Source organism: Candidatus Vagococcus giribetii, from assembly GCF_017316185.1.
In the GTDB taxonomy this organism is placed as follows: domain Bacteria; phylum Bacillota; class Bacilli; order Lactobacillales; family Vagococcaceae; genus Vagococcus; species Vagococcus giribetii.
The window spans coordinates 90,821-113,369 of the sequence record NZ_JAFLVX010000002.1 but is presented as its reverse complement, the minus strand read 5'-3'; the positions used below and the strand labels follow the sequence as shown (position 1 = coordinate 113,369).

Annotated in this window: 18 protein-coding genes and 1 CRISPR repeat array; of the genes, 2 read left to right on the top strand and 16 right to left on the bottom strand. The window is 33.2% G+C overall.

Translation table 11 applies throughout. The annotated features are described in order from the left end of the window. Positions 1-9 precede the first annotated feature (9 nt). Positions 10-2,093: a CRISPR direct-repeat array (repeat unit 36 nt; unit sequence GTTTTGGAAGCATTCAAAACAACATAGCTCTAAAAC). 112 nt (positions 2,094-2,205) lie between these two features. The 5 genes from csn2 to DOK76_RS00575 form a co-directional block, all read right to left on the bottom strand. Further along, complete coding sequence (csn2, locus tag DOK76_RS00595) at positions 2,206-2,862, bottom strand: type II-A CRISPR-associated protein Csn2 (protein ID WP_206964174.1); 657 nt, start codon at positions 2,860-2,862, stop codon at positions 2,206-2,208. Next, positions 2,852-3,193: a CRISPR-associated endonuclease Cas2 gene (cas2, locus tag DOK76_RS00590; protein WP_206964160.1), complete on the bottom strand. Its 342-nt coding sequence runs from the start codon at positions 3,191-3,193 to the stop codon at positions 2,852-2,854. Before cas2 ends, csn2 begins: the two co-directional genes overlap by 11 nt. After that, positions 3,190-4,056: a type II CRISPR-associated endonuclease Cas1 gene (gene cas1 / locus DOK76_RS00585; RefSeq protein WP_206964158.1), complete on the bottom strand. Its 867-nt coding sequence runs from the start codon at positions 4,054-4,056 to the stop codon at positions 3,190-3,192. The genes cas2 and cas1 overlap by 4 nt, the downstream gene beginning before the upstream one ends. Positions 4,057-4,062: 6 nt before the next feature. Then, a complete protein-coding gene (gene cas9, locus DOK76_RS00580) occupies positions 4,063-8,079 on the bottom strand; it encodes a type II CRISPR RNA-guided endonuclease Cas9 (protein WP_206964157.1) in 4,017 nt (1,338 codons plus the stop codon). A gap of 253 nt (positions 8,080-8,332) precedes the next feature. Then, positions 8,333-9,310 (bottom strand): Gfo/Idh/MocA family protein, encoded by a 978-nt coding sequence (locus DOK76_RS00575; protein ID WP_206964156.1) that lies wholly within the window; start codon positions 9,308-9,310, stop codon positions 8,333-8,335. 171 nt (positions 9,311-9,481) lie between these two features. On the opposite strand from DOK76_RS00575, the gene DOK76_RS00570 reads away from it, so the two are divergent. Beyond that, on the top strand, positions 9,482-9,979 hold the full coding sequence (locus tag DOK76_RS00570; RefSeq protein ID WP_206964155.1) for a HEAT-like fold family protein: 498 nt from the start codon (positions 9,482-9,484) through the stop codon (positions 9,977-9,979). A 61-nt stretch (positions 9,980-10,040) separates the two neighbouring features. On the opposite strand, the gene DOK76_RS00565 is transcribed toward DOK76_RS00570, so the two are convergent. The 10 genes from DOK76_RS00565 to DOK76_RS00520 form a co-directional block, all read right to left on the bottom strand. Further along, positions 10,041-10,352: a hypothetical protein gene (locus DOK76_RS00565; protein ID WP_206964154.1), complete on the bottom strand. Its 312-nt coding sequence runs from the start codon at positions 10,350-10,352 to the stop codon at positions 10,041-10,043. 161 nt (positions 10,353-10,513) lie between these two features. Next, positions 10,514-11,815 carry an MATE family efflux transporter gene (locus DOK76_RS00560; RefSeq protein ID WP_206964153.1) on the bottom strand — a complete coding sequence of 434 codons (1,302 nt, stop codon included), beginning with the start codon at positions 11,813-11,815 and terminating at the stop codon, positions 10,514-10,516. Positions 11,816-11,998: 183 nt separating this feature from the next. Then, entirely contained in the window at positions 11,999-13,015 is a 1,017-nt protein-coding gene (locus tag DOK76_RS00555) for a LacI family DNA-binding transcriptional regulator (protein ID WP_206964152.1), read from the bottom strand. A 16-nt stretch (positions 13,016-13,031) separates the two neighbouring features. Further along, positions 13,032-15,245, bottom strand: coding sequence for a glycoside hydrolase family 65 protein (locus DOK76_RS00550; protein ID WP_206964150.1), 2,214 nt, complete (start codon positions 15,243-15,245; stop codon positions 13,032-13,034). Further along, positions 15,245-16,072: a carbohydrate ABC transporter permease gene (locus DOK76_RS00545; RefSeq protein WP_206964147.1), complete on the bottom strand. Its 828-nt coding sequence runs from the start codon at positions 16,070-16,072 to the stop codon at positions 15,245-15,247. Before DOK76_RS00545 ends, DOK76_RS00550 begins: the two co-directional genes overlap by 1 nt. A 1-nt stretch (position 16,073) precedes the next feature. Then, positions 16,074-16,994, bottom strand: coding sequence for a carbohydrate ABC transporter permease (locus tag DOK76_RS00540; RefSeq protein ID WP_206964145.1), 921 nt, complete (start codon positions 16,992-16,994; stop codon positions 16,074-16,076). 73 nt (positions 16,995-17,067) lie between these two features. After that, positions 17,068-18,348 (bottom strand): sugar ABC transporter substrate-binding protein, encoded by a 1,281-nt coding sequence (locus DOK76_RS00535; RefSeq protein WP_206964144.1) that lies wholly within the window; start codon positions 18,346-18,348, stop codon positions 17,068-17,070. A 16-nt stretch (positions 18,349-18,364) separates the two neighbouring features. After that, entirely contained in the window at positions 18,365-20,689 is a 2,325-nt protein-coding gene (locus DOK76_RS00530; RefSeq protein ID WP_206964143.1) for a glycoside hydrolase family 65 protein, read from the bottom strand. Positions 20,690-20,733: 44 nt separating this feature from the next. Beyond that, positions 20,734-21,009 carry a hypothetical protein gene (locus tag DOK76_RS00525; protein ID WP_206964142.1) on the bottom strand — a complete coding sequence of 92 codons (276 nt, stop codon included), beginning with the start codon at positions 21,007-21,009 and terminating at the stop codon, positions 20,734-20,736. 1 nt (position 21,010) lies between these two features. Further along, positions 21,011-21,439: an RDD family protein gene (locus tag DOK76_RS00520; RefSeq protein ID WP_206964141.1), complete on the bottom strand. Its 429-nt coding sequence runs from the start codon at positions 21,437-21,439 to the stop codon at positions 21,011-21,013. A gap of 155 nt (positions 21,440-21,594) precedes the next feature. Here DOK76_RS00520 and pgmB point away from each other — a divergent pair, with 155 nt between their 5' ends. Then, positions 21,595-22,245, top strand: a complete 651-nt coding sequence (gene pgmB, locus DOK76_RS00515; protein WP_206964140.1) for a beta-phosphoglucomutase — start codon at positions 21,595-21,597, stop codon at positions 22,243-22,245. 51 nt (positions 22,246-22,296) lie between these two features. On the opposite strand, the gene DOK76_RS00510 is transcribed toward pgmB, so the two are convergent. Continuing rightward, complete coding sequence (locus DOK76_RS00510; RefSeq protein ID WP_242542142.1) at positions 22,297-22,503, bottom strand: hypothetical protein; 207 nt, start codon at positions 22,501-22,503, stop codon at positions 22,297-22,299. Positions 22,504-22,549 lie beyond the last annotated feature (46 nt).

Here is a 22,549-nt window from a genome sequence, read left to right as displayed (position 1 = left end):
TTAAATTCTGTTTTGGAAGCATTCAAAACAACATAGCTCTAAAACAGCATTTAACACTTTGAATAAAAAACCTTGGTTTTGGAAGCATTCAAAACAACATAGCTCTAAAACAACATAACCTTTTAAAAAATATTTGTTTTTGTTTTGGAAGCATTCAAAACAACATAGCTCTAAAACCTGTCATGTTTCTTTATATTGATTTCATCGGTTTTGGAAGCATTCAAAACAACATAGCTCTAAAACACTCCTTTAATTAATCTAATTCATCTAACAGTTTTGGAAGCATTCAAAACAACATAGCTCTAAAACTTGTATGAAGCAGTTGCAAATCGTAATTTAGTTTTGGAAGCATTCAAAACAACATAGCTCTAAAACATGATTAGAACGTTATCGGCGCGCGTTTGAGTTTTGGAAGCATTCAAAACAACATAGCTCTAAAACACTAAGTACTGCATAACCTTCTGTCAACAAGTTTTGGAAGCATTCAAAACAACATAGCTCTAAAACCACCATGCTAAGAAACCATCACCCCACATTGTTTTGGAAGCATTCAAAACAACATAGCTCTAAAACATCAGGATTGAGGGGTTCGGCGATGGCGAAGTTTTGGAAGCATTCAAAACAACATAGCTCTAAAACCCATTTTTACCAGGCTCACCTTTTAAGTCAGTTTTGGAAGCATTCAAAACAACATAGCTCTAAAACACAGTGCTAGTAATCTGTCCTGCCATTTGTGTTTTGGAAGCATTCAAAACAACATAGCTCTAAAACATAATAAAACCATCAATACTAATTGTTAAAGTTTTGGAAGCATTCAAAACAACATAGCTCTAAAACTTCTGCATTGATTAGTGTTACGGTTAGTATGTTTTGGAAGCATTCAAAACAACATAGCTCTAAAACTTACTGGAATGGCTGCTAGTGCTGCTACTTGTTTTGGAAGCATTCAAAACAACATAGCTCTAAAACAGGTGATGCTACTTATGGTAGACGAATAGAGTTTTGGAAGCATTCAAAACAACATAGCTCTAAAACTAGACTGTTGAATATATAAGCTAAGAGATTGTTTTGGAAGCATTCAAAACAACATAGCTCTAAAACGGTGAATGCGGAGGAAATGGACTAGGTCTCGTTTTGGAAGCATTCAAAACAACATAGCTCTAAAACTTGCTTTGCATTAATCGCTTTGGTAATTATGTTTTGGAAGCATTCAAAACAACATAGCTCTAAAACAAGAGAAAGGGGTTGAGTGCCGAAGGCTTCAGTTTTGGAAGCATTCAAAACAACATAGCTCTAAAACTTCATGTTTTTTCTCCTTATATTTTTATTTGTTTTGGAAGCATTCAAAACAACATAGCTCTAAAACTCTTAACACAAAACTTCCACTTGTTCCAGAGTTTTGGAAGCATTCAAAACAACATAGCTCTAAAACGAATAAAGCTATAGACCTGTCAGAACCTAAGTTTTGGAAGCATTCAAAACAACATAGCTCTAAAACTATTTATGCTAAAATATGCATAATTAAAGAGTTTTGGAAGCATTCAAAACAACATAGCTCTAAAACAAGCGTTGTCGAAGGCATCTAAAACCTTTTGTTTTGGAAGCATTCAAAACAACATAGCTCTAAAACACAGCTTTAGTTATCTATTTGAAGAAATAAGTTTTGGAAGCATTCAAAACAACATAGCTCTAAAACACCTTTAGGACTATCTTTAATAGCTACAATGTTTTGGAAGCATTCAAAACAACATAGCTCTAAAACTATACTAGCGTTTGGAAGTGCTTAAACAATGGTTTTGGAAGCATTCAAAACAACATAGCTCTAAAACGAAACCATTGTTTGTTAATTTAGAATCTTCGTTTTGGAAGCATTCAAAACAACATAGCTCTAAAACACCGCATACCTTGCAAGCCTCATCAACGTAGTTTTGGAAGCATTCAAAACAACATAGCTCTAAAACTTATCTAATTTAGTTAGCTCTTGCTTAGGAGTTTTGGAAGCATTCAAAACAACATAGCTCTAAAACAGATGATGTTGTGAAGGTAAGTATAGTTAAGTTTTGGAAGCATTCAAAACAACATAGCTCTAAAACCTCGTAGCAAATAAAAATGCCCTTAATTTCGTAATCGCGCTACTCATCCATAGCAAGAATCCTGTTTTGAATGCTTCTTTTTTAAAACTATTTAATTGTCAAAGAACATTTTTTATTTATATTCAAGATAAAAATCTTCATCAATTACATATTGTTTAATAGCGCGCCTACTTCTAGGTTCAAGAAATAATACATCAACTTGTAATAAAGAGATGTAATCAACTATTTCCTTTAACTCTGTATCCGTCAAATAAGCTGTCACATTAACCAATATTAAAAGTTTCTTTCGAGACAAATACTTATAAATCTGAAGAATTTCAATAATTCTCTCAAAAATCGTATCACTTTTGGTTTCAATTTTGATTCCTAACACCTTAAAAAGCTCTAAAAAAGTAATTTCTTCATCCTCTTCTAAATCAATTTCGTGCTCAAGTAATTCATGATTCATTATATCATTGATTTCTGATGTTAACTGATTGATCTTTGTTTTTATTTCTGGCTTTTCATTAAGTTGTACTTCTAGATCAGCATAAATTAACTTTAGAACACTAGCAATATTCACATCAAATCCCATAGCATCTGTAATCAATAAAATTTCTGATTCTTTAATAGCTTTATGAGATGAACTATATATTCTTAGTTGGCTTTCCTCTGTGTATTGATAGACTTGTTTGACAACATCAGCATAAGCTCTAGTTGATTCTAAAACTACGAAGGTTCCTTGATTTATTTCTATTGGATCATCTAATAGTGAAAAATTAATCTTCATCATAATCATCTCCTAAAAACACAACTCTTGTATCTGTATTTCCAATCGCAAGATCTTTCTCACCATGTAAATAGACCATCTTAGAAAACTGTTTTTCAGTAATATTCAAAACCGTTACTAATCCTTTTTGAGGATTATGCTTTTTTAATCGATTGAGCATACCACTACTTGCCGTATTATTTAGTAAGATTTTGCTATATACCGAATATTGATGCATAATAAATCCTTCGCTCAGTAGAAACTTTCTAAACTTTCGATACGCTTTTCTCTCATCTGCGGTTTCAGTGGGTAGGTCAAACATCACTAACATTCTCATATATCGATAACTCATATCCTAAATTTAGGAACTCCTTCCATTTCATCATTTAAGGTTTTAATAATTTTTTTAGTATAGTCACTAGCAATATTAGTTAAAAACATTTGTTTGCCATTATACAAGTAAGTATCAGAAAATATATCAAATAATCTTTTCTTCATAACTCTAAAACTCTCTTCTCGATTTTCATAAATAATGGTATCAACAATCGGTCGAAATGGCTCCATAACATCACTTGCAAAATTAAAGTCATTGAATTGATTAGCATGTTTCAAACCAAATTGAGTCATACAACCTGTTAAAACCAATTCTCTAGCAAATATGCTTAACAGTAAGGCATAGCCGTAATTTAATCCTGCATTAATATCATTTTCTGCTTCTCTATTAAAATCATTACCAAACAATGTGTTGAAATAAATTCTAGCTGCATGACCTTCTCTATTTGTTGGATCAAATAATTGAAGCCCATCTAAAAGCTTATTAATGGCTTCTGACTTCTCCTCAAAATCACAAATTAATAGAAACTGACTTTGATTCTCAATTTTTTGTGAAATAATTTCTGTCCACACTTTGGCTTTCAAATCTATATCCCAAGCTATTTGTTTTGATAACTGTAAGCTGCTATCGTGTCTGGCATAGAAAGGTAATACTTTTCCAATCGGTAATCGTTTATTGTCACAAAAAATAATCAGTACGTTCTCATCTATCAATCGTTTGATTAACATCGTTGTCATTGTGATGTCTGTCGTTTCCAAAATGAGTACATCTAGTTCTGACAGATGAATCATCTCGTAATACTCCACAGATTTGAAAATCAAGTGATTATTCTTGTATGAAATTTTAGAATGCTTATTAACGACAAGTGTTCTCCAGCCCATTTACATTCACACTTTCTTATGGGTTTCATATAACCCAGTAATTGACTGATAAATTACTTTGGCTTGAAGTAGCTCTGTTGTTGATCTGTATTGTTTACGGGGAATATTAACATCAAAAAAATCAAAGCTTGATGGAGCACCCATTTTATTAAATTTCATCAAATTCACAAATGATTCTGCAATTTTTTCAAGTTCATTACTTTCTCTGTTCTCATAAAGATCTATTATTTTTTTGAGATTAGTATCTGCCAAAGTAAATTTTTTTGCAAAATCAACTACGACTGTTAGTAACTCATCAAACTGATTTTGATGCTCTTTAAGATAAGCAATACTCGCTGACTGACTTATATTTATAGAATGATATATCATATTATTCAAGTACGAAGGAACAGCCATTTGATTACCTTTTTGGCTTTCTTTATGACTTGCCAGCAACCTTCTACGACCATTTTCTAGCTCAAATAAAGAGTACTTAGGTAAAACATGCAAAATATTTGGTTCTTTATATCCAAGATTTTCTAGAAACTCGGATCTATTTTGTTCAAATATCTCTCGATTCATAATTGATATTCCAATAATTTCTTTAGTTGTCACATTTTTGGCTCCTTTACTAAATTCAAATATTACAGAATAGGCTATTTCAGGCTTCTTAAATCCTCCATAGTTAACTGGGCTAAGATTCTTTCCTCTAGAGATGTAGCTCGGAGAATTGCTCTTTGGATACAATGTTTCATCTGAAAATCTCCCTGTTTGAACTTCCACTTTCTTTACCACATTAACTTGGTGGTAATTTAGTACTTTTTTGATTTTGCCTATCTCTTTTTGATCCCACAGTATTTCAGCTGTTTCTTCGTCAATGATTCTTTCCTCTTTAGCTAATTTTTCCATAATATTGATATATTGTTGTTTTTTGGCAGTTGCTTTCTTTTCAGCATAATAATTTCCTTTAACATATTCTCCGTAAACAAAATCTGGTGTTAATTTAGGATAAATTTTTAACAACACATTAGCAACAACTGCATTAAGATACGCATCGTGAGCATGATGGAAGTCGTTAATATCACGTACCTTATACATATCAAAACTCTTTCTAAATTGACTAACAAGAGACGACTTAAGTGTTATTACTTTTACGTCTCTGATTAATTTTCCTTCAGTATCTGTTTGATGATTAAATCTCTGATCTAGAATTTGAGCCACATGTTTAGTAATTTGTCTAGTTTCAACCAATTGCCTATTTAAGAAGTTAGCTTTGTCAGCATCCGTTAGCCCTCCTCTTTCAGCTTTGGTTAAATTATTATATTTTCTTTCACTCATTAGACTTGCATTTTTTAAAGTCTTCCAAAACTCTTTATTCTTTCCAACTATCTCTTCACTTGGAACATCATCTGATTTCCCTCTATTATCTTTTGAGCTAACTAGTACACGGTTATCAATCGAATTATCTGTTGTAAAGCTTCTCGGAATAATATGATCAATGTCATAATGACTTAATCGATGGATATCTAAATCTTGTCCCGTATACATATCTTTCCCTTTTTGTAAGTAATATAGATACAAACGATCATCTCTTAACGCTTGATTATCTGTAGGGCAACGCTTTAATAAGTCGCTTCCAATATCACCTAGGCTTTTTTCCAATATCTTTAATCTTGGTGTAGCATTTCTTTTTCCTTGAGAAGTTGTTTGATTCTCTCTTGCCATCTCTACAACGATTGAGGTTGGTGGATAAGACATAATACTAACTAATTCATCGACAATTTTTAAACTTTGTAAAATCCCCTTTTTAATCGCTGGGCTTCCTGTTAGACCTTTGACTGTCTCTTCTAAAGAATCTATATGCTCACTTGTTTGCGCTTCTTTTATTTTGTCTTTAAATGATAGATTAGAGTCATTAATTAACTGCATAAAATTACGATTGAGATTTCTAGGAACTTGATCATCTTCTACTAAGAAATCTAAAATTGTTTTTCCAGATTCTTTATCTTTCATACCGAATAATAATTTTTGAGATAACCTTCCCCAACCTGTATAATGACGTCGTTCTAATTTTTTTAATGTGTTAGAATCAAACTTATCCTTATACTTATCTAACTGACTCCGAATCATTTTCCTGTCTTCAAAGATTGTCAGTATATTAATGATATCCTCAAACATATCTTCATTAGTTGGATCATCTAACATTTCTTTTGGTATACCTATTTTTAATAAATCATGGTAGGTTTTGAAATGACCATTAAACCCTTCTTCTAAACCTTTTATCGTTGGTGCTTCTTGTAAATATTCATCTTTTAAATAATTTTCAATATCTTTTTCTTTTACTTTTTTGGGACTTGATTTAAAAAAGGTATCAAAAATTGCTATTTTTTCTTTCCCAGAAAAATTACAGTTAACACCTCTATCATCTATGTAACTAACTTTAGTTAACTCATTGAAGATGATATATTTTTGATACAACAAGCTATTTTTAGGTAATACTTTTTCTTCAGGTAAATAGCTATCTCGATTAGTCATACGTTCAATAAAACCTTTTGCTGATTGTTCTATATCAACAACTTCAGCCATATTTTCAGGTGTTATAGCATCATCACTCTTTCTAACCAACCAAGCAAATGAACTATGACCATTAGCTAAAGGTCCCACATAGTATGGGATTCTGAAAGTCAGAATTGTTTTAATTTCTTCTTTCTTTACTTTTAAAAATGGATAGTACGCTTGTTGTTTTTCAATAACATGAACTAATTCTTCTAAATGTATTTGATGAGGAATCACGCCGTTATCAAATGTTCTTTGTTTTCTTAAAAAAGTCTCTTGATCCATCTTTTCAATAAAATAGTCACTACCTGGTATTTCACTAATTAATTTTTTAGTAAATTTATAAAAATTTTCTTGAGAGACTTTGCTACTTTTCTCAATATAGCCGGCGTAACCGTCTTTAGTTATATCCTTAAACATGATTGGATATTTTTCTGGTAAATTTTCTCTAAAAAATACTTTCATTTTTTTTAAATCATCTTTGTGCTCTTCATATCTTTCAACCATGCTTGATGATAATTTTGCCTTTGTTGTGTCATCTTTTGTTCGCAAAATACCGGAAAGCTCGATTGCTTCATAAACTTTTCTTGCTGAAACAAAAACATCACTATAGTCATCACCTACTTGAGCTAGGAGAGACTCGATGTCTTCTTCGTAATTTTCACTTGAAAATTGTAATTTAACATCTTCTTCAAGTCCAAACGTTTTTTTGAAATTCCCTTGGTTACCTACAATCATTTTCAAAAATTGAGCATATGTTCCATTAGATTTTTCAGTTGGAAATAAAGTCAAAACTCTATCCGCCTTTTTACTTCTAGACCCTGGATCTGTAAAACTATTTCCAATATCTGTATTTTCATTTAAAGGATTAATTAATGAGCCATCTGTTTGTCTTGAAAACATTTCATTGTATTCACTCAGAAACTCTTTAAAGTTTTTTTTGATGGAAGAGTGTTCTGTACTTAATTTGCCTTCAATTAAAAAATGACCTCTATATTTAATCATGTGAGCGAGTGCCAAATAAATTAAACGAATATCAGCTTCTTCTTCTGAATCAACTAATTTTTTTCTTAAGTGATAGATAGTCGGAAATTCATCATGATAGTTTGCCTCTTCTTCTATAGTCCCAAAAATAGGATGCTTTTCCCATTTTTTATCATCTTCCACTAAAAAGCTTTCGTTGAGACGATGGAAAAAATTCGGATCGTTTTTTTCGATTTCTTCGTTAAACAGAGTTTGTAAGTTCACTATACGATTTCTTCTTCTTGTATAGCGACGACGAGTAGTTCTTTTTAAGCGTGTTGATTCGGCAGTTTGTCCTTCTTCAAATAAGCGAACTCCCCAAAAATTCTTTTTAACATGACTTTTGGGACTATCTCCTAATATCTTCATTTTTTTCTTAACAAGGTCGTTAGTATCATCATATATGACTGACCAGCCAACACTCGCTGTTCCTATATCTAATCCGATTGTATAATTTTTTTCCATACTCATCATCTCCATTTTTATTAAACTCTTGAATTATTAATTGCCTCTGTTATAATGAACTTGTTGGTAGCATTCAAAACAACATAGCAAGTTAAAATAAGGCTTAGTCCGTTTCCAACTTTTGTGACGCTGTTTCGGCGTTATTTTTTTTATTTTTAAATGCGAAACAAAAGAAACATTAATTGAATTATATCATAACAAAACAAAAAGAAAGCGTATTATCTGAACATTATTCAGATAATACGCTTTTTAATTACCCTAACACAATCCCACTACTTGTTAAGGCTTGATCTACAATTTCCATTACCAATTGACTATGCTCAAGTTGCTCTTTTACAAGTGTCATATCATGACTTGCAACCATGTTATAAAAGGCTCTAAACTCTTCATGCATACGATTTGTATGAGCATTATCTTGATAAATAACATCTTCTTCACCATTGAGTTGTTTGTTAACCTCAGCAATAGTACTTGATGAGCCATCAATTAAAATAGAACCTTTATTTCCTTGAATCGTGCTTCTAATTTCTGACGTTGAGTCTTTAGCTCCTATACAAACAGCTTTTACTGTTGGATAATCCAGTACTAAAATACCTGACGTATCAATATCCTTTTCGATATTAGGTAAATAATAGACATCTTTTGGTTTTCCTAAAAGACCTACTACAAAATGAATGTTGTATATGTTGATATCCATCAAAGCTCCTCCACCCATTTTTGGGTTAAAAGCAGGTAAAATGGTTCCTTCTTTAAAGGCATTGTATCGAGAAGAATACTGAGAGTAATTACACTCAATAATTTTCAACTCTCCTAATTCAGGCAATAACTTCTTGATTGTTTGATAATTACCTAAATATTGATTTGTAATAGCTTCAACTAAAACTAAATTGTTAGCTAGTGCTAATTCTTTTAGCTCCATAAACTGAGCTAAGTTTAACGTGAATGGTTTCTCACAAATCACATGTTTTCCATGTTCTAATGCTTTCTTGGCATAATCAAAATGAAGATGATTTGGTAAAGCCACATAAATAGTATCCACATCTGCTTTTTCTAGTAACTCATCATAATCAGTAAACGCTTTGTCAATTTGATTCTCTGCTTGAATTTTCAGTAATTTTTCTTCGCTACGTTTTGTGCCAAGTATTGCTTTTAATTCAATTTCTGGTATGTCTTTGACCATAGTTAAAAAATCTCCTACAATCATGCCGGCTCCTAAAATTCCTAATTTCATTGACTCATGCACTCCCTTTCCTCATTGGCTTCAATTATACCTTAATATGATGGTAATTTAAATCCTTGAGGTCTTAGCAAATCGAGACCTTTACCATAGAAACTTCCTAAACTATGGTAAAATAAACTTATCAAAAAAGGTGCGTTTTTTACTATTAAGGAGGCTCTATCCATGTTAAAAGAAAATCTACTAGGTGGCGACTTAAGGTCTATATCAAAGGTGTCAGAAATTGTTAAAACTATTGATAATCAACAGGCATTTGATACATTGGTTGTTTTTTTATCCAGTTCAGATCGACTGCTACAAATGCGCTCGATTGATGCCATTGAAAAAATTACGGTCAACTATTCAGAATTTTTAATTCCTCACAAAAGCACGTTCTTAGAACTAAGTAAAAGTGAGCAAGCAATTGAATTCAAATGGCATTTAGCTCAACTACTTCCAAGATTACCTCTCAATCAAACAGAGCTAACTCAATTATTTGAGACTTTAAAAAACTGGGCATTAACCACCAATGAAAGTAAAATTGTCCGAGTAAATTCTATTCAAGCGTTATATGACATAACGCCAAAATTACTGGACAGACAAGAAGAATTTCAACAGATACTAGCTAATATCCAACAAGAGGATATTCCTTCTTTGAATGCTAGAATAATGAGGTTAATCTAAAAAAGGGACTGTGACTTAAGCATAAACTTAAGTCAACAGTCCCTTTAGTCATATCTATTGTTTATAACTCTTCTAAAAATTTTTCAGTATTACTTTTTATCTTTTCACCTAGTGTACTCACTTTTTCTCGGCCGTCCTTGATTTCTTTAACGACTTGACCGATTGAGTCGAGCTCACTGTCAGACAAATTATCAACAACATCTAATAATTTTTCGTTGCCATTGAATTTTTCATTCACCATTTGTTTGGCTTTACAACGTGTGCGACCGTGTTCCACTTTTTTTATTACTTTTTCTGATAGAGACACTGCTACGTATACACCTGCTACTGTTGCAATACTAAGTCCTAAACCAATTTTTGTACTTGTTTTCATCAAATCAGCTCCTGTCTTCTATTTTCTTGTTCTACTTAATTTTACCATAACAAGAAGAAAACAAACAATAAAACGGTAATATATTGTATTATATTTCTAAATACCAATCTTAAGCATCAATAAATAACAATACGTCCATTATAATAAACTGTTAGTTTTACCTACATTCTCATTTTCTTAAGCTCAGCATTATAGATTACTCTAAACCAATTCGCTAAAACTAGATAATTCAAAGCAACGGCTAATAAGAGAGTATAGATGTTGCTTAAGTTGAAAGAGTACAAAGAAACTAGTGTTAGTAACGTGAGTGCATTGACCAAGAAAGTTAAACGTAGGACCTGTTTTTCATGACCTAAACTCTGTAAACAATATTTGTACACTTCAAAAAACGGTCGCGCTAAGCTGACAAGTACGACAAATAACAATAATGAACTGGCTAAGTCAATTACTAACGAGTCATTGGAGAAAATTGATAGAATCGAGGGTCTAAATAGATACAACAAACCACTAGCTACGCTATAAATTCCGACAATCCAAGCTAATGATAGTTTTGGAATTAAGTTTAATTCATCTGTTTCTCTATTGGTTAGTCGCTCTCCAACCATGACCACAATAGCATTACAATACATAAACATAGGCGTTAAGCAAAGAGTGACAACATTTAAACAGACTAGATAAGCTGCGTATAGTGTGCCCAAGCGACTTAAAAAAATCGTTAGGACAAATTCCATAACTGACCCTTCTAATAATTCTTGACCAAATAATGGCACGCTTTTAATCAATAAAAATGTCTTTTTACTACTTTTGATTAGTTTTAACTCTTTTATATCTTTCCTGAGAATAAATAGATACGCCAGGACAGAAATCAGTAGACTTAACGTAGACGAGATGCCAATCCCTAGTATTTTTTCTTCACCAGAAAAAACAAAAAACACTAAATAAATAGCTAACAATACTTGAAAGATTGAACTAATCACACCCACTTTTAAAATATCATTAGTTTTCTTGTTAACTTTTACTTGATTAGACATGGCAAAAATCAACATATTAAAAAATACTTTTAGAGAGACTATTTTGGCATACCACGTCCCAATCATTAGTAAGTTTCCTGAAAACAAATAGATTTCCCTAAGAAAAAAAGTGGCACTAAACATTATCAAGAGGACAAAGATGACACCAATCATTCCGTTGAGTAGTAAGATTGATTTAAAGTAATCCTTGAACTCATGAGGCTTGTCTTTTCTTACTCTAGAAGCATAAATATTAAACGATAATGTCCCAACTCCTAACACGCCAATAAGAGTGTACATCAAACTATCAATAATACCTGTCACGATAATAGCATTTGGCGAGATATTTCCAATAATAGCAAACATAGCTGTAGACATCACAACACTAAATAAATTATTGAGAATCAACGGTGCTGCAAATGCGTTTAACTCTTTTGAAAGATGACGATACATACCTAACCCCTTCATTTCCTTTTAAAAAATACCCTTTTATTTTAATATGATATCATAGTTTGATTGTATATATTTAAGATTCTCAGATTAATAAATACGTTTAGACAACATAAAAACTCCTTTAGAAACAATTGTAGTGGACTATATCCTTACAACTATATTCAAAAGGAGTTTCTTTTATCTCTATTCTGGTTTATTTCCAACAGATTCACGAATCATAACATCGTGCTGAATGTAGACTTGTTTATCAACTTCTTTGCCTTGAATCATTTGGTGAGTTCTTCTAGCAGCCTCATAGCCAATAATTTCCATGTTTTGACTGACACTTGACAATTTTGGCGTTAAAAATTCATTTAACACAATATCATCAAATCCAATAATTGATATGTCTTCTGGAACAGTTAAACCTAGCTCACTAATAGCCTTCATTGCACCGATTGCCATCAAGTCACTGGCACAAAAGAGAGCTGTTATTTCTGGATTATTAGTCAGTAAATCTCTCGTTATTTCGACTGAAATTTTCTCACTAAAATTAGCATATTGAACATACTCTTGATTCAAATCAATGTTATTTTTCTTTAAAGCTTGAATATAGCCAGCTTCTCTTTCAACACTGACATATGCTTCTCTTCGTCCGTTAATCATGCCAATATGACTATGCCCATGATGAATCAACGCTTGAACAGCTTCTTCAGAAGCTTTTTCATTATCTATAGAAATATTGCAGACATTTTCTCCTAAAGCAACCATATCGATAAGGGCTACAGGAAAATTAGCTGATTCAATTTCTTTAAAATAAGGGTCATTCATTTTTAATCCCTGAACCACTGCTCCAGAGATACCTTTTTCATTAATAAATTCTCTAAAACTTTTTTTATTTTGTTTAATCGTTGATGTCGCTAAAAATACAAAATCAATATTCTCTTCTTCTGTGTAATTATAAACACCAGTTAAAACTTCCATAACCATAGTATTTTTACGACTAATTTCTAAGTCATTCAGGACTAAGCCTAGGGTTATTTGTTTTTTTGAGGAAAGGGATCTGGCAGCGGCATTTGGTAAATAATTCATTTCCTTGGCAATTTCTATAATCTTTTCTTTTGTTTCAGCACTAATATCTGTATAGCCATTGAAAACACGTGATACTGTCGCTGGGGAAACACCTGCAGCTTCAGCAACATCTTTAATTGTTACCCTCATTTTATCCCTCCTACTATTATAATGTTATGACAAGTCCACTTTCTAATATAACTGATTGCTTGTTAATAGCAAGAGTTATTTTTTCCCCTGAAACAAGAGTTACTCTCACTTCTTTATGACTAACAAAAACACGTATAACTCTTGATTGATACTTAATGCAGAATGTTAGTGACTGCCATTTATCAGGAAGGACAGGGCTAATATGTAGTTCCTTGTCTTGAATAGTGACACCACCAAATCCTTTGACAAGTCCTAACCACATACCACCTAAATTAGCGGCATGAATGCCGTCTATTGTATTTCCTTGAACGTCATCTAAATCCATTGAAACAGTATCCATAAAATAATCATAGGCTTTTTCTACTTCATTGATTCGGGTACCCACGATACCAAATATAGAACGAGACAGAGAAGAATCATGAGTTGTAATACTCTCATAATACGCATAGTCGCGAGCTAGTTGTTCTCTAGTAAAATCTCCCTCAAATAAGTACTGAGATAACACTGTATCAGCTTGCTTATTCACTTGATGCTTGTAAATCATCATCGGATGGTAATGTAACAGTAAAGGATACTTCTCTTTTGGCGTTGTTTTAAAAGGCCACACTTGTCTATAGACCATACCATCATCTTGTAGTGTTAAGCCTCGTTCTTTATCATATGGTAGGCGCATTAACTTAGCAGCTAACGCCCATTTTTCAATTTCATCTTGTTGGATTGCCAAGCGTTCTTGTAAATAAGGAGACTCTTGAATCAAGTTGACCACACACTCCAGATTGTACTTCGCCAGTTTATTTGTATAGAAATTATTATTAACTAATGCCGTATACTCGTCTGGTCCAGTAACACCGTTAATCATAAACTCGTCTTGATTGAATGCTCCAAATGACAACCAAAATCTTGCAATTTCAACCATCATCTCTGCCCCGTACTCTTCCATAAACTGAGTATCTCCAGTTACATCTACATAAGTTTGAATCGCATAACTAATGTCTCCATTGATATGAACTTGTGCTGTTCCTGCTGGGTAGTATGCACTGCACTCTTCTCCGTTTATCGTCCGCCAAGGGAATAACACTCCCGAAGAAATACCCAACTCTTCAGCTCGTTTTTTAGCATTATTTAAAATACTATAACGATACATAAGTAATTTTTTGGCTACTTCTGGCTGTGTATAGATAAAGAAAGGAATCATATACATTTCTGTGTCCCAGAAATAATGACCTTCGTAACCATCACTGGTAATACCTTTAGCAGAGATATTCGTTTTACCATCTCTACCTGCGGCTTGATTTAGATGAAACAAGTTATGACGAATGCCTTTTTGTAACGTCGGATCACCTTCAATTTGAATATCCGACATCTCCCAAAAGTCTAACCAATAAGCCTCATGAGCTGCTTTTTCACTCAAATAATCTAAAAATTCAGTTTCATAGCTTTCACCATAATAGACTTGTTGTCTAACGGCATAGGAGTTATCTTTAGCTACCTCTACCTCGAAATCATAGTGATAGCCAGTTGAGGTGCTTTGTGTACGAGGCAAAATTTTTTCTTGATCTGTACTTAAGGTCAAGGAAGACATCATACACAATCCAGAATGTGAAGTCCTAGTCTCTAGATAAGGCTCCTGTTCTTCACCAAGTAAAACTTGAGTTGTTAATAAATGAGCCATAGATTTTGCTTTTCTTGGGTCATCATCTTCTTCAAGAACTCGGTCATTAGTCGTAAATTCACCGTGAAATTCAAATAAACCCGAATGAGTCACTGGTGTCACTTCATATTGGTTGAATAGAAAATGTTTATTAGTCATGGACACAAAACGCTCTGTCTTGACTTCAACTACTTCATCTTTTTGAGATACCCATGTAAATGATCGACAGAGTATGCCTTTTTTCATATCTAAATAATGATGCTCATTTGAGATTTTTCCTTTAGAAAAAGGGGTGCCATTGAAGCTAAACATAAACTGTTTAGCATTTGGCACTCTGGCAATTGTTTGGCTATCTTTAGCATACCCATATGCTGCTTCTCCATAAACAATTGGTTCACTTTCATAAAAGCCATTCACAAATGTTCCTTGATCTGCTTTTTTATTTAGGATAAAATCCTCTTCTTTACTTCCTCTTGTGCCTAGATAGCCATTGGATAAACTAAAAATAGTCTCATAATTTTGCTGGTTCTTTTCTAAAGACATATCCGTTATTTCTAGTAAAAAATCAGTTTCTGACATTATTTTTCTCCGTCCATTCTAACTCCTTGAAGGAAGTATTTATTAAAGATAATGTAGATAACAATAATTGGTAAAATTGTAATCACACTGGCTGCCATAGTTTGATCCCATCTCACTCCACCGTTTTGACCTTGGAAAGTTTGCAAACCTAGTGTTAAGGTGTATTTACTTGGTGTTGAAATATACATCATTGGTTTCATAAATTCATTCCAGAATCCCATAAAAACAAATACTGCTTGAGTCGCAATAGATGGTTTGGCTAATGGCATAACAATTCGGAAAAATGTTTGGAATCTTCCCAAACCATCTATTGAAGCCGCTTCTTCTACGTCTTTTGGGAAAGATAAGAAGAATTGACGCATCATAAAAATATTCCCAATATTAATGGCTGCTGGTACGATTAAAGCTGAAAATGTATCTAGCATGCCTAAGTTCATTAAAATCAAGTAGTTAGGAATTAATAACACTTGAGCTGGCACCATCATTAAGGCTAAGAAACCATAATAAATTCGCTCGCGTCCAGGAAACTGTAATCTCGCTAATGCGTAACCTGCCATTGTATTTAAAAAGATGTTAATAATTGTTCCAATGGTTGCCACAATTACCGAGTTTAGGAACCACTGAGTAAATAGTGATGAACGACCAAAAATGTATTGATAGTTCTCTGTTGTAAAATTGCTTGATAGTAATTTTAAATTGCCACCAACAATTTCATTTAATGGTTTAAATGACGCTGCAATTGCCCATAGAAAAGGGTAGATTGTTGCCATTGCATAAATAAGTAAAATGACGTATAAAATGATTTTCATCGTTTTATTTTTTTTCATCTTAAGCTGCCCCCTTTTCGCCGTTTAATCTCTCAGCAATTCTTGATACTGTAAAAATAATAATCGCAAGTACAATGGCTAATGCCGCTGCGTAGCCCATCGTATTCATCTGACCAAAAGCATATTGGTAAATCATTAAGGCGATTGTTAATGTAGAGTTACTTGGTCCACCTGAGCCGCCTGAGAAGATGTAGGCTTGGTCAAACATTTGGAAAGTCCCAATAATTCCGGTTAACAATACATAGGTAGTTATTGGTCTTAAATAAGGAATCGTAATGTAGCGTAATTTTTCAATTGAAGAAGCCCCATCGATAGAAGCTGATTCATAAAGTGACTTAGGTAAATCAACTAAAGAAGCTAAATAAATCGTCATATAAACAGGGACTGTTGACCAAATATTCATCGCCATAATAACTTTCAATGAATACGCTGGATTTTGTAAAAAGTTAATAGGTTCACTTAAAATACCAGATGACATTAAAAAGCCATTAATCGGTCCATTGATATTAAAGATAAACATGAAAATAAAAGTTAAAGCAGAACTAGATGTTAATGTGGGTAAAAAATAAATCATACGAAACGCTTTTTTCCCCTTCACACCGTCACTACTTAGCACATAAGCAATAATAAGAGCAAAAATAGTTTGTAGAGGAACAACAATAGCAGCAAATGTTGCCGTATTTTTTAAGGCAATCCAAGCACGCTTATCATGAAACATCCTGGTATAGTTATCCAAACCTGTAAACTGATTTTGCCCGGAAATAAGGTTCACATTATTAAAAGATAAGTACAAAGCAAACAAGATAGATAAAATGAAAAAGACCACCGCAATAATAATTCCTGGTGTTAGAAATAGATAGGCTTGAAGCGCTTCTCCTTTTTCTCGTTTAGTTTGCTTTCTTCTTGGTTCTTTTTTTATCATAAAGAAAGACTCCTTTTCTACTTTTTAAGTCAAAAGAGGTTAGGCACAAGATAGGCCAACCTCTTTTGTCCAATTATTTTCCAGCGTCAATATCAGCGTTTGCTTGCTCGTCTGCTTTTTTCATTGCTTCTTCCATTGACATCGAACCATCTAATGCTTTTGGTACAAAGTTTTTAAAGGCATTGTCAATTGTTGTTAAGCTAACACCTTTTTGCCATGGAGTTGCATATTCCCAAGCATCTAAGTGAACTTTCATATCTTTGTTGTCAGCAATCTTAGCTGATTCAGCTACATCTTCACGACTTGGTAATGTTCCTGTACCTGTTACCCAAAGTTCCATACCTTCTTTTCCAGTTACATACTTGATCCATTTGTCAGCTAAATCACTTTGTTTTGTACCAGAGTATTTACCCCAACCAACAGAGAACATCATTGATCCTTTTTCACCTTTGTATGTTTGCATTGGTTTAACTGTGTATTTAATATCTTTGTAGTCATTGTTTAAGTTTTGGTATACCCAGTTTCCTTCTTCCATCATAGCAAGTTTTCCTGTACCAAATGCTTCACCGTTCCAACCAGCACCAATATCTTGAGGTGTAACAAATCCTTTGGTAGCAACTAAATCATTAAGAATACTGAAGTTATCTACCACTTTTTTATCTGATAAAGTTGAGCGTCCGTCTTTGTCTTCAATTGCTCCACCATCACGTTGAGCAATATGTAAATTACGTGACATTTCAGGATTGTAGCTCATTGCTGATACTTTACCTTTACCGTAAGCTTTATCAATTTTTTCTTGGAATCCTGGTAACCAAGTCACCATTTCTTCATAAGAAGCTGGTACTTCATCAACAGACACCCCTGTTTTCTCAAAAATTTCTGTATTTAAATAAAGAGCTAATGTTGAGAAGTCTTTTGGAGCTGCATACATCTCACCATCTGTTGAAAATGTATCGATTAATGTGCTATAGAATTTATCTGATTCAAATTCTTTTTTATCTAAAGGTGCAAGAGCTCCTTGACTTTGGAAGAATGGGTACATAGAAGCATCTACATAGAACACGTCTGGTGCTGTCTTACCAACTAAGTCAGTTTGCATTTGTGTATTGTAATCTGTGTAAACTTTTTTGTCGACTTTTGCTCCAGTTTCAGTTTCAAAGTTTTTAATTAACTCATCTAAAGATTTCTCTTCAGCTTCGTTACCACCCCAAACACCAATTTTTAAGGTATCACCTTTAAAATCTGTTTTGCCTTCACCAGCTTTACCGTCTTTACTACCACCACAAGCAGCTAAACCAACTAATAATACCCCAGCTAAAACTCCTAATCCTAAACGTTTAAAACTCTTTTTCATGTTTGTTCCTCCTATATTAAATTAATTTAATAACTTGTTTATCAGTAACGCTATATTGTTCACCTTTATGGTCAAAGGTAACTTCTTTCTCACCAGAAATCACTTCAACTTCAAAAGCTTCTTTTGTAACTGTTACTTTTAATTCTGTGCCATGCCAGAAAATACTAAATACCAGATTATCCCAGTTTTCTGGTAGATGAGGTTCGATTCTCAATTGCCCATCAAGAACTCTCACTCCACCATAACCAAAGACGATCATTTGCCAGATACCACCTAAAGAAGCTGCATGAATCCCTTCATCAGAAGAAGTCATATGAGGTCCCATATCAATGTGGATAGCTTCTTTAAACAATTGATAAGATAAATCAAGCTCACCTAAATCAGCTGCTAAAGCACTGTGTGTCGATAATGACAGTGATGAGTCATGCATTGTTTTTGGTTCATAGTAATTCCAATTATCTAGTTTGATTTCTTTACTGAATAAGTTTTCAAATAAGTAAATGAGTAATAACACATCTGCTTGTTTGGTTACTTGCATGTCATTGACTTGTTCTAAGTTGTACTCATGGAATAAAGTTCCCACTTGCTCATCTTCTTTATAAGGTACTAAATCAATGATTTTTTTACTTAGATACGTATCGTCTTGTGGGATAATACCGTCCTCATTTGGTGCTGGAATAAAGATTTTGTCCACACGATCTAACCAATCAGCATACACACGGTCCAAATCCAGTTTAGTATTTAATTCATTGAATTTTTCTACATTATTCTCTTTCAACTCTTCGTAAATATGAATGGCTTTTTGAATATTCCACTTAGCTGTGTAGTTAGTAAAGGCATTATTATCCACGTGCTCTTTGTATTCATCTGGTCCAATAACATCAGTAATTTGATAATTACTATCTTCTTCTGACCACTCTAAGCGGCTGCTCCAGAACTTAGCTGTATCTAAAATAATCTCGTAACCTTTTGTTTCTAGGAATTCTTTATCCCCTGTTGCTTCAACATATTGGTTAACGCCATAAACAACATCACTTGTAATATGTTGTTCAATGAACCCTGACCAGATTTTTGTTGCTTTTCCAGTTACAATATCCGCAGCTCCCCAGACAGGTGTTGTTTCTCCGTCTTCAATCCAAGCTGCTTCCCAAGGGAACTGAGCGCCTTCATAATTGTTTCCTGAGGCTTTTTTATGAGCCCCTTCTAATCCTAAATAACGAAACTCTAGTAAACTTTTAGCAATCTCAGGATGCGTGTAAGTAAAGTATGGCAACATGAAAATCTCCGTATCCCAGAAAGTATGTCCTTTATAGCCTTCACCTGATAAACCTTTAGCTCCAATGTTCATTCGGTTGTCATGAGCAGGTGTCATAACGTGTAAATGGTATTTCGCAAAGTTAATCGCTACTTGATCTTCGTGATCTTTACTTGTAATTGTAATCGGTGCAACTGACCAAACCTCTTTGTCCCACGCTTTAGCTGAGTTCGTTAAAAGAGTGTCGTAGCCACTAGCTAAAACAGCAACTAATTCTTCTAATCCATGTTTCTCAATGTCTTCAACTGATTTTCCTTCATGCTCTTTATCTCTAGTTGTATGAATATTTGAGAATTTTTCAAAGACGGCAGTTTCTCCTTGAGCCACCTCAAACCAATACTTATTAAAGACTTGGCGACGTCTCATTTCAATACGTGATGATAAGTTAGCCGCATTTGAAATCTCATGAACTGTGGTTTCAACCATACTGATGTTTGATTGACTTGTTTCAGATGTCATTTGAATGTATTTACCTTCAAATAAATGCTTAGCACCTTCTGAAAAATGCTGAGAGCCACTATTTGTAAGTTGTCCATTAATACCTGAATCAATACCGATGCGATTATTCCCTTTAACACTTGTTATTTCAACTTTTTGGGAAATTACATGTTTTTGATCCATAGAAACAAATCGACTAAATCTAAATGCTAGCTCACTATCATCTTCAAGATGATAATGGAACTCACGAATTATTTCTCCTGTTTTTAAGTTCAGTGAACGCTTATACTGAGACACTTCACCTTTGGATAAATCCAAAGCTTTGTCATTCACCTTTATCGTCATTTGGATTAAATCAGGAATATTTGGTAATTCAGTTACTTCATTTTCATCAAACTTGTTAAAAGTTCCGGCAACAAAAGTATTTCTCGTTTCTCCTAAATAAGGCTCTTCTGTTGTCCCTCTAATTCCCATGTAACCATTACCTTGGCACATGATTGATTCATACTTACCTAACCATTCTTGGTTAAAATAAGTCTCTTCAATGATCCATTTTGACTCTTCATTTATTTTAATACTCGGCTTCATAACATTCTCCCTTACTAAAACGTTTTCGATATTTTTTAAAAAAATTAATGATAAAAATAATGATTCGATCTAAATCCTAAAACAACTAACCCCATTAGCAACATGCCAATGATTAAAACTATCTTTACTTTTAATAGTAAAAAAATAATACTAAAAATAATGCCAAAAACACCATACATTTTCAACATCTTTGAAATCTTGTATGTATCTTTATAGCGATATGCCAGGAATAAAGCAGCTATAATGACTATAACAAATCCTAATAAAAGCGTCGTTGTGTCGATTGCAGCTAAAGGACTCTTGTCTATAGAATGACTCAATCTAATGCCCCTCCTCAATTAGATCTTTTTCTAGAATAACATCGCTCTTGCCAGCAATGTCGTGTAGAAACTTGCCTTTAAACAAGTAGATAACAATACTAATCACACAAAATACTGGACCTGCTATTGGTAAAAAATATAATAATTTAGTTACCTCTCTAATCCCTTTTTTTATTAACGGACTCTTGTCACCTTCCTCAAACTCAACATATAGTCGAGCTACTTTTTTTCCAAGGGTTTGTCCCTTTAACCAATCGATTAGCAAAAGGTTGTAAATAAGAAAGCCAAACTGAGCGTAAAGCTCACTTATTTTCACAGAAAAATGGAACACGTACAAACTAACAAAAAATAGCGGTACCATTATAACAATCACATCTATACTGCCGCTTAGAAGTCGTAAAATTAATTGTTCTATGCGTTTCTTGTTCATTCTCTCGCCTCCCGAAAAGGTTTTCGCTTATACGTTGATTATAACACCATTTTTTTATTAAGCAAGCGTTTTAATTTGTTTTTTTAGTTGCTTTTTTCAAATAATAAAGGTAATATTCACATTATTACAAAAACGTTTTAGGAGAGTGTTCAATAATGTTAAAAGCTATAGCCTTTGATTTAGATGGAGTTTTGACTGACACTGCTGAGTATCACTACTTAGCATGGAAAGAATTAGGTAAAAAAATTGGAATTGATTTTGATAGAGAATTTAACGAGAAGCTAAAAGGAATTTCACGTGGAGAATCTTTAGAGCTCATACTGGCTTTAGGTGATCAACAAAAAGCCTATACACCTGAGGAAAAAACAGAGATGATGGTTTGGAAAAACGACTTGTATATTGAGTTAATCCAAAACATTACAAAAAAAGATATCTTGCCTGGCATTTTGCCACTTTTGGAAGCTTTAAAAGAGAATAACATCAAAATGGCGATTGCTTCTGCTAGTAAAAATGCCCCTATGATTTTAGAAAAACTTGGCATTATTTCTTACTTTGACACAATTGTAGATCCTAGCTCAATTGCAAATGGCAAGCCTTTTCCAGATATTTTTATCGCAGCTTCCGAACAGTTAAATATTCCTGTTAGTCAGATGATTGGTATTGAAGATTCTCAAGCCGGTATCACAAGTATCAATGACTCTCAGATGTTCTCTGTAGGTGTGGGCGTATTAGAACAAGCTGACTATTTAGTCCCTTCAACTGCTGAACTTAATTTCGATTCAATCATTGCTCAATTTAATAACTAATAAAAAAGCTGTTACGAGTTATATTTTCTAACTCGTAACAGCTTACTTTATTTACTTAGTCATGAAGAAAACGATAATCCCAACAACTATTGTTAAGATACCTGAAATAAGTTGGCCTACACCAGATGCTTGGCCTGATAAAATCAATCCAATCACATTATTTGATACTTTATCTTTCTTAAAGTCTGTTTTTACTCTGACAAATTCCCACACAGTTAGTAGCAAGCCAAAACCAATTAGTAACATACTTGGTAACATCAATAACCATTCCCTTTTATCTTTATTTTCTTTAATATACCATATT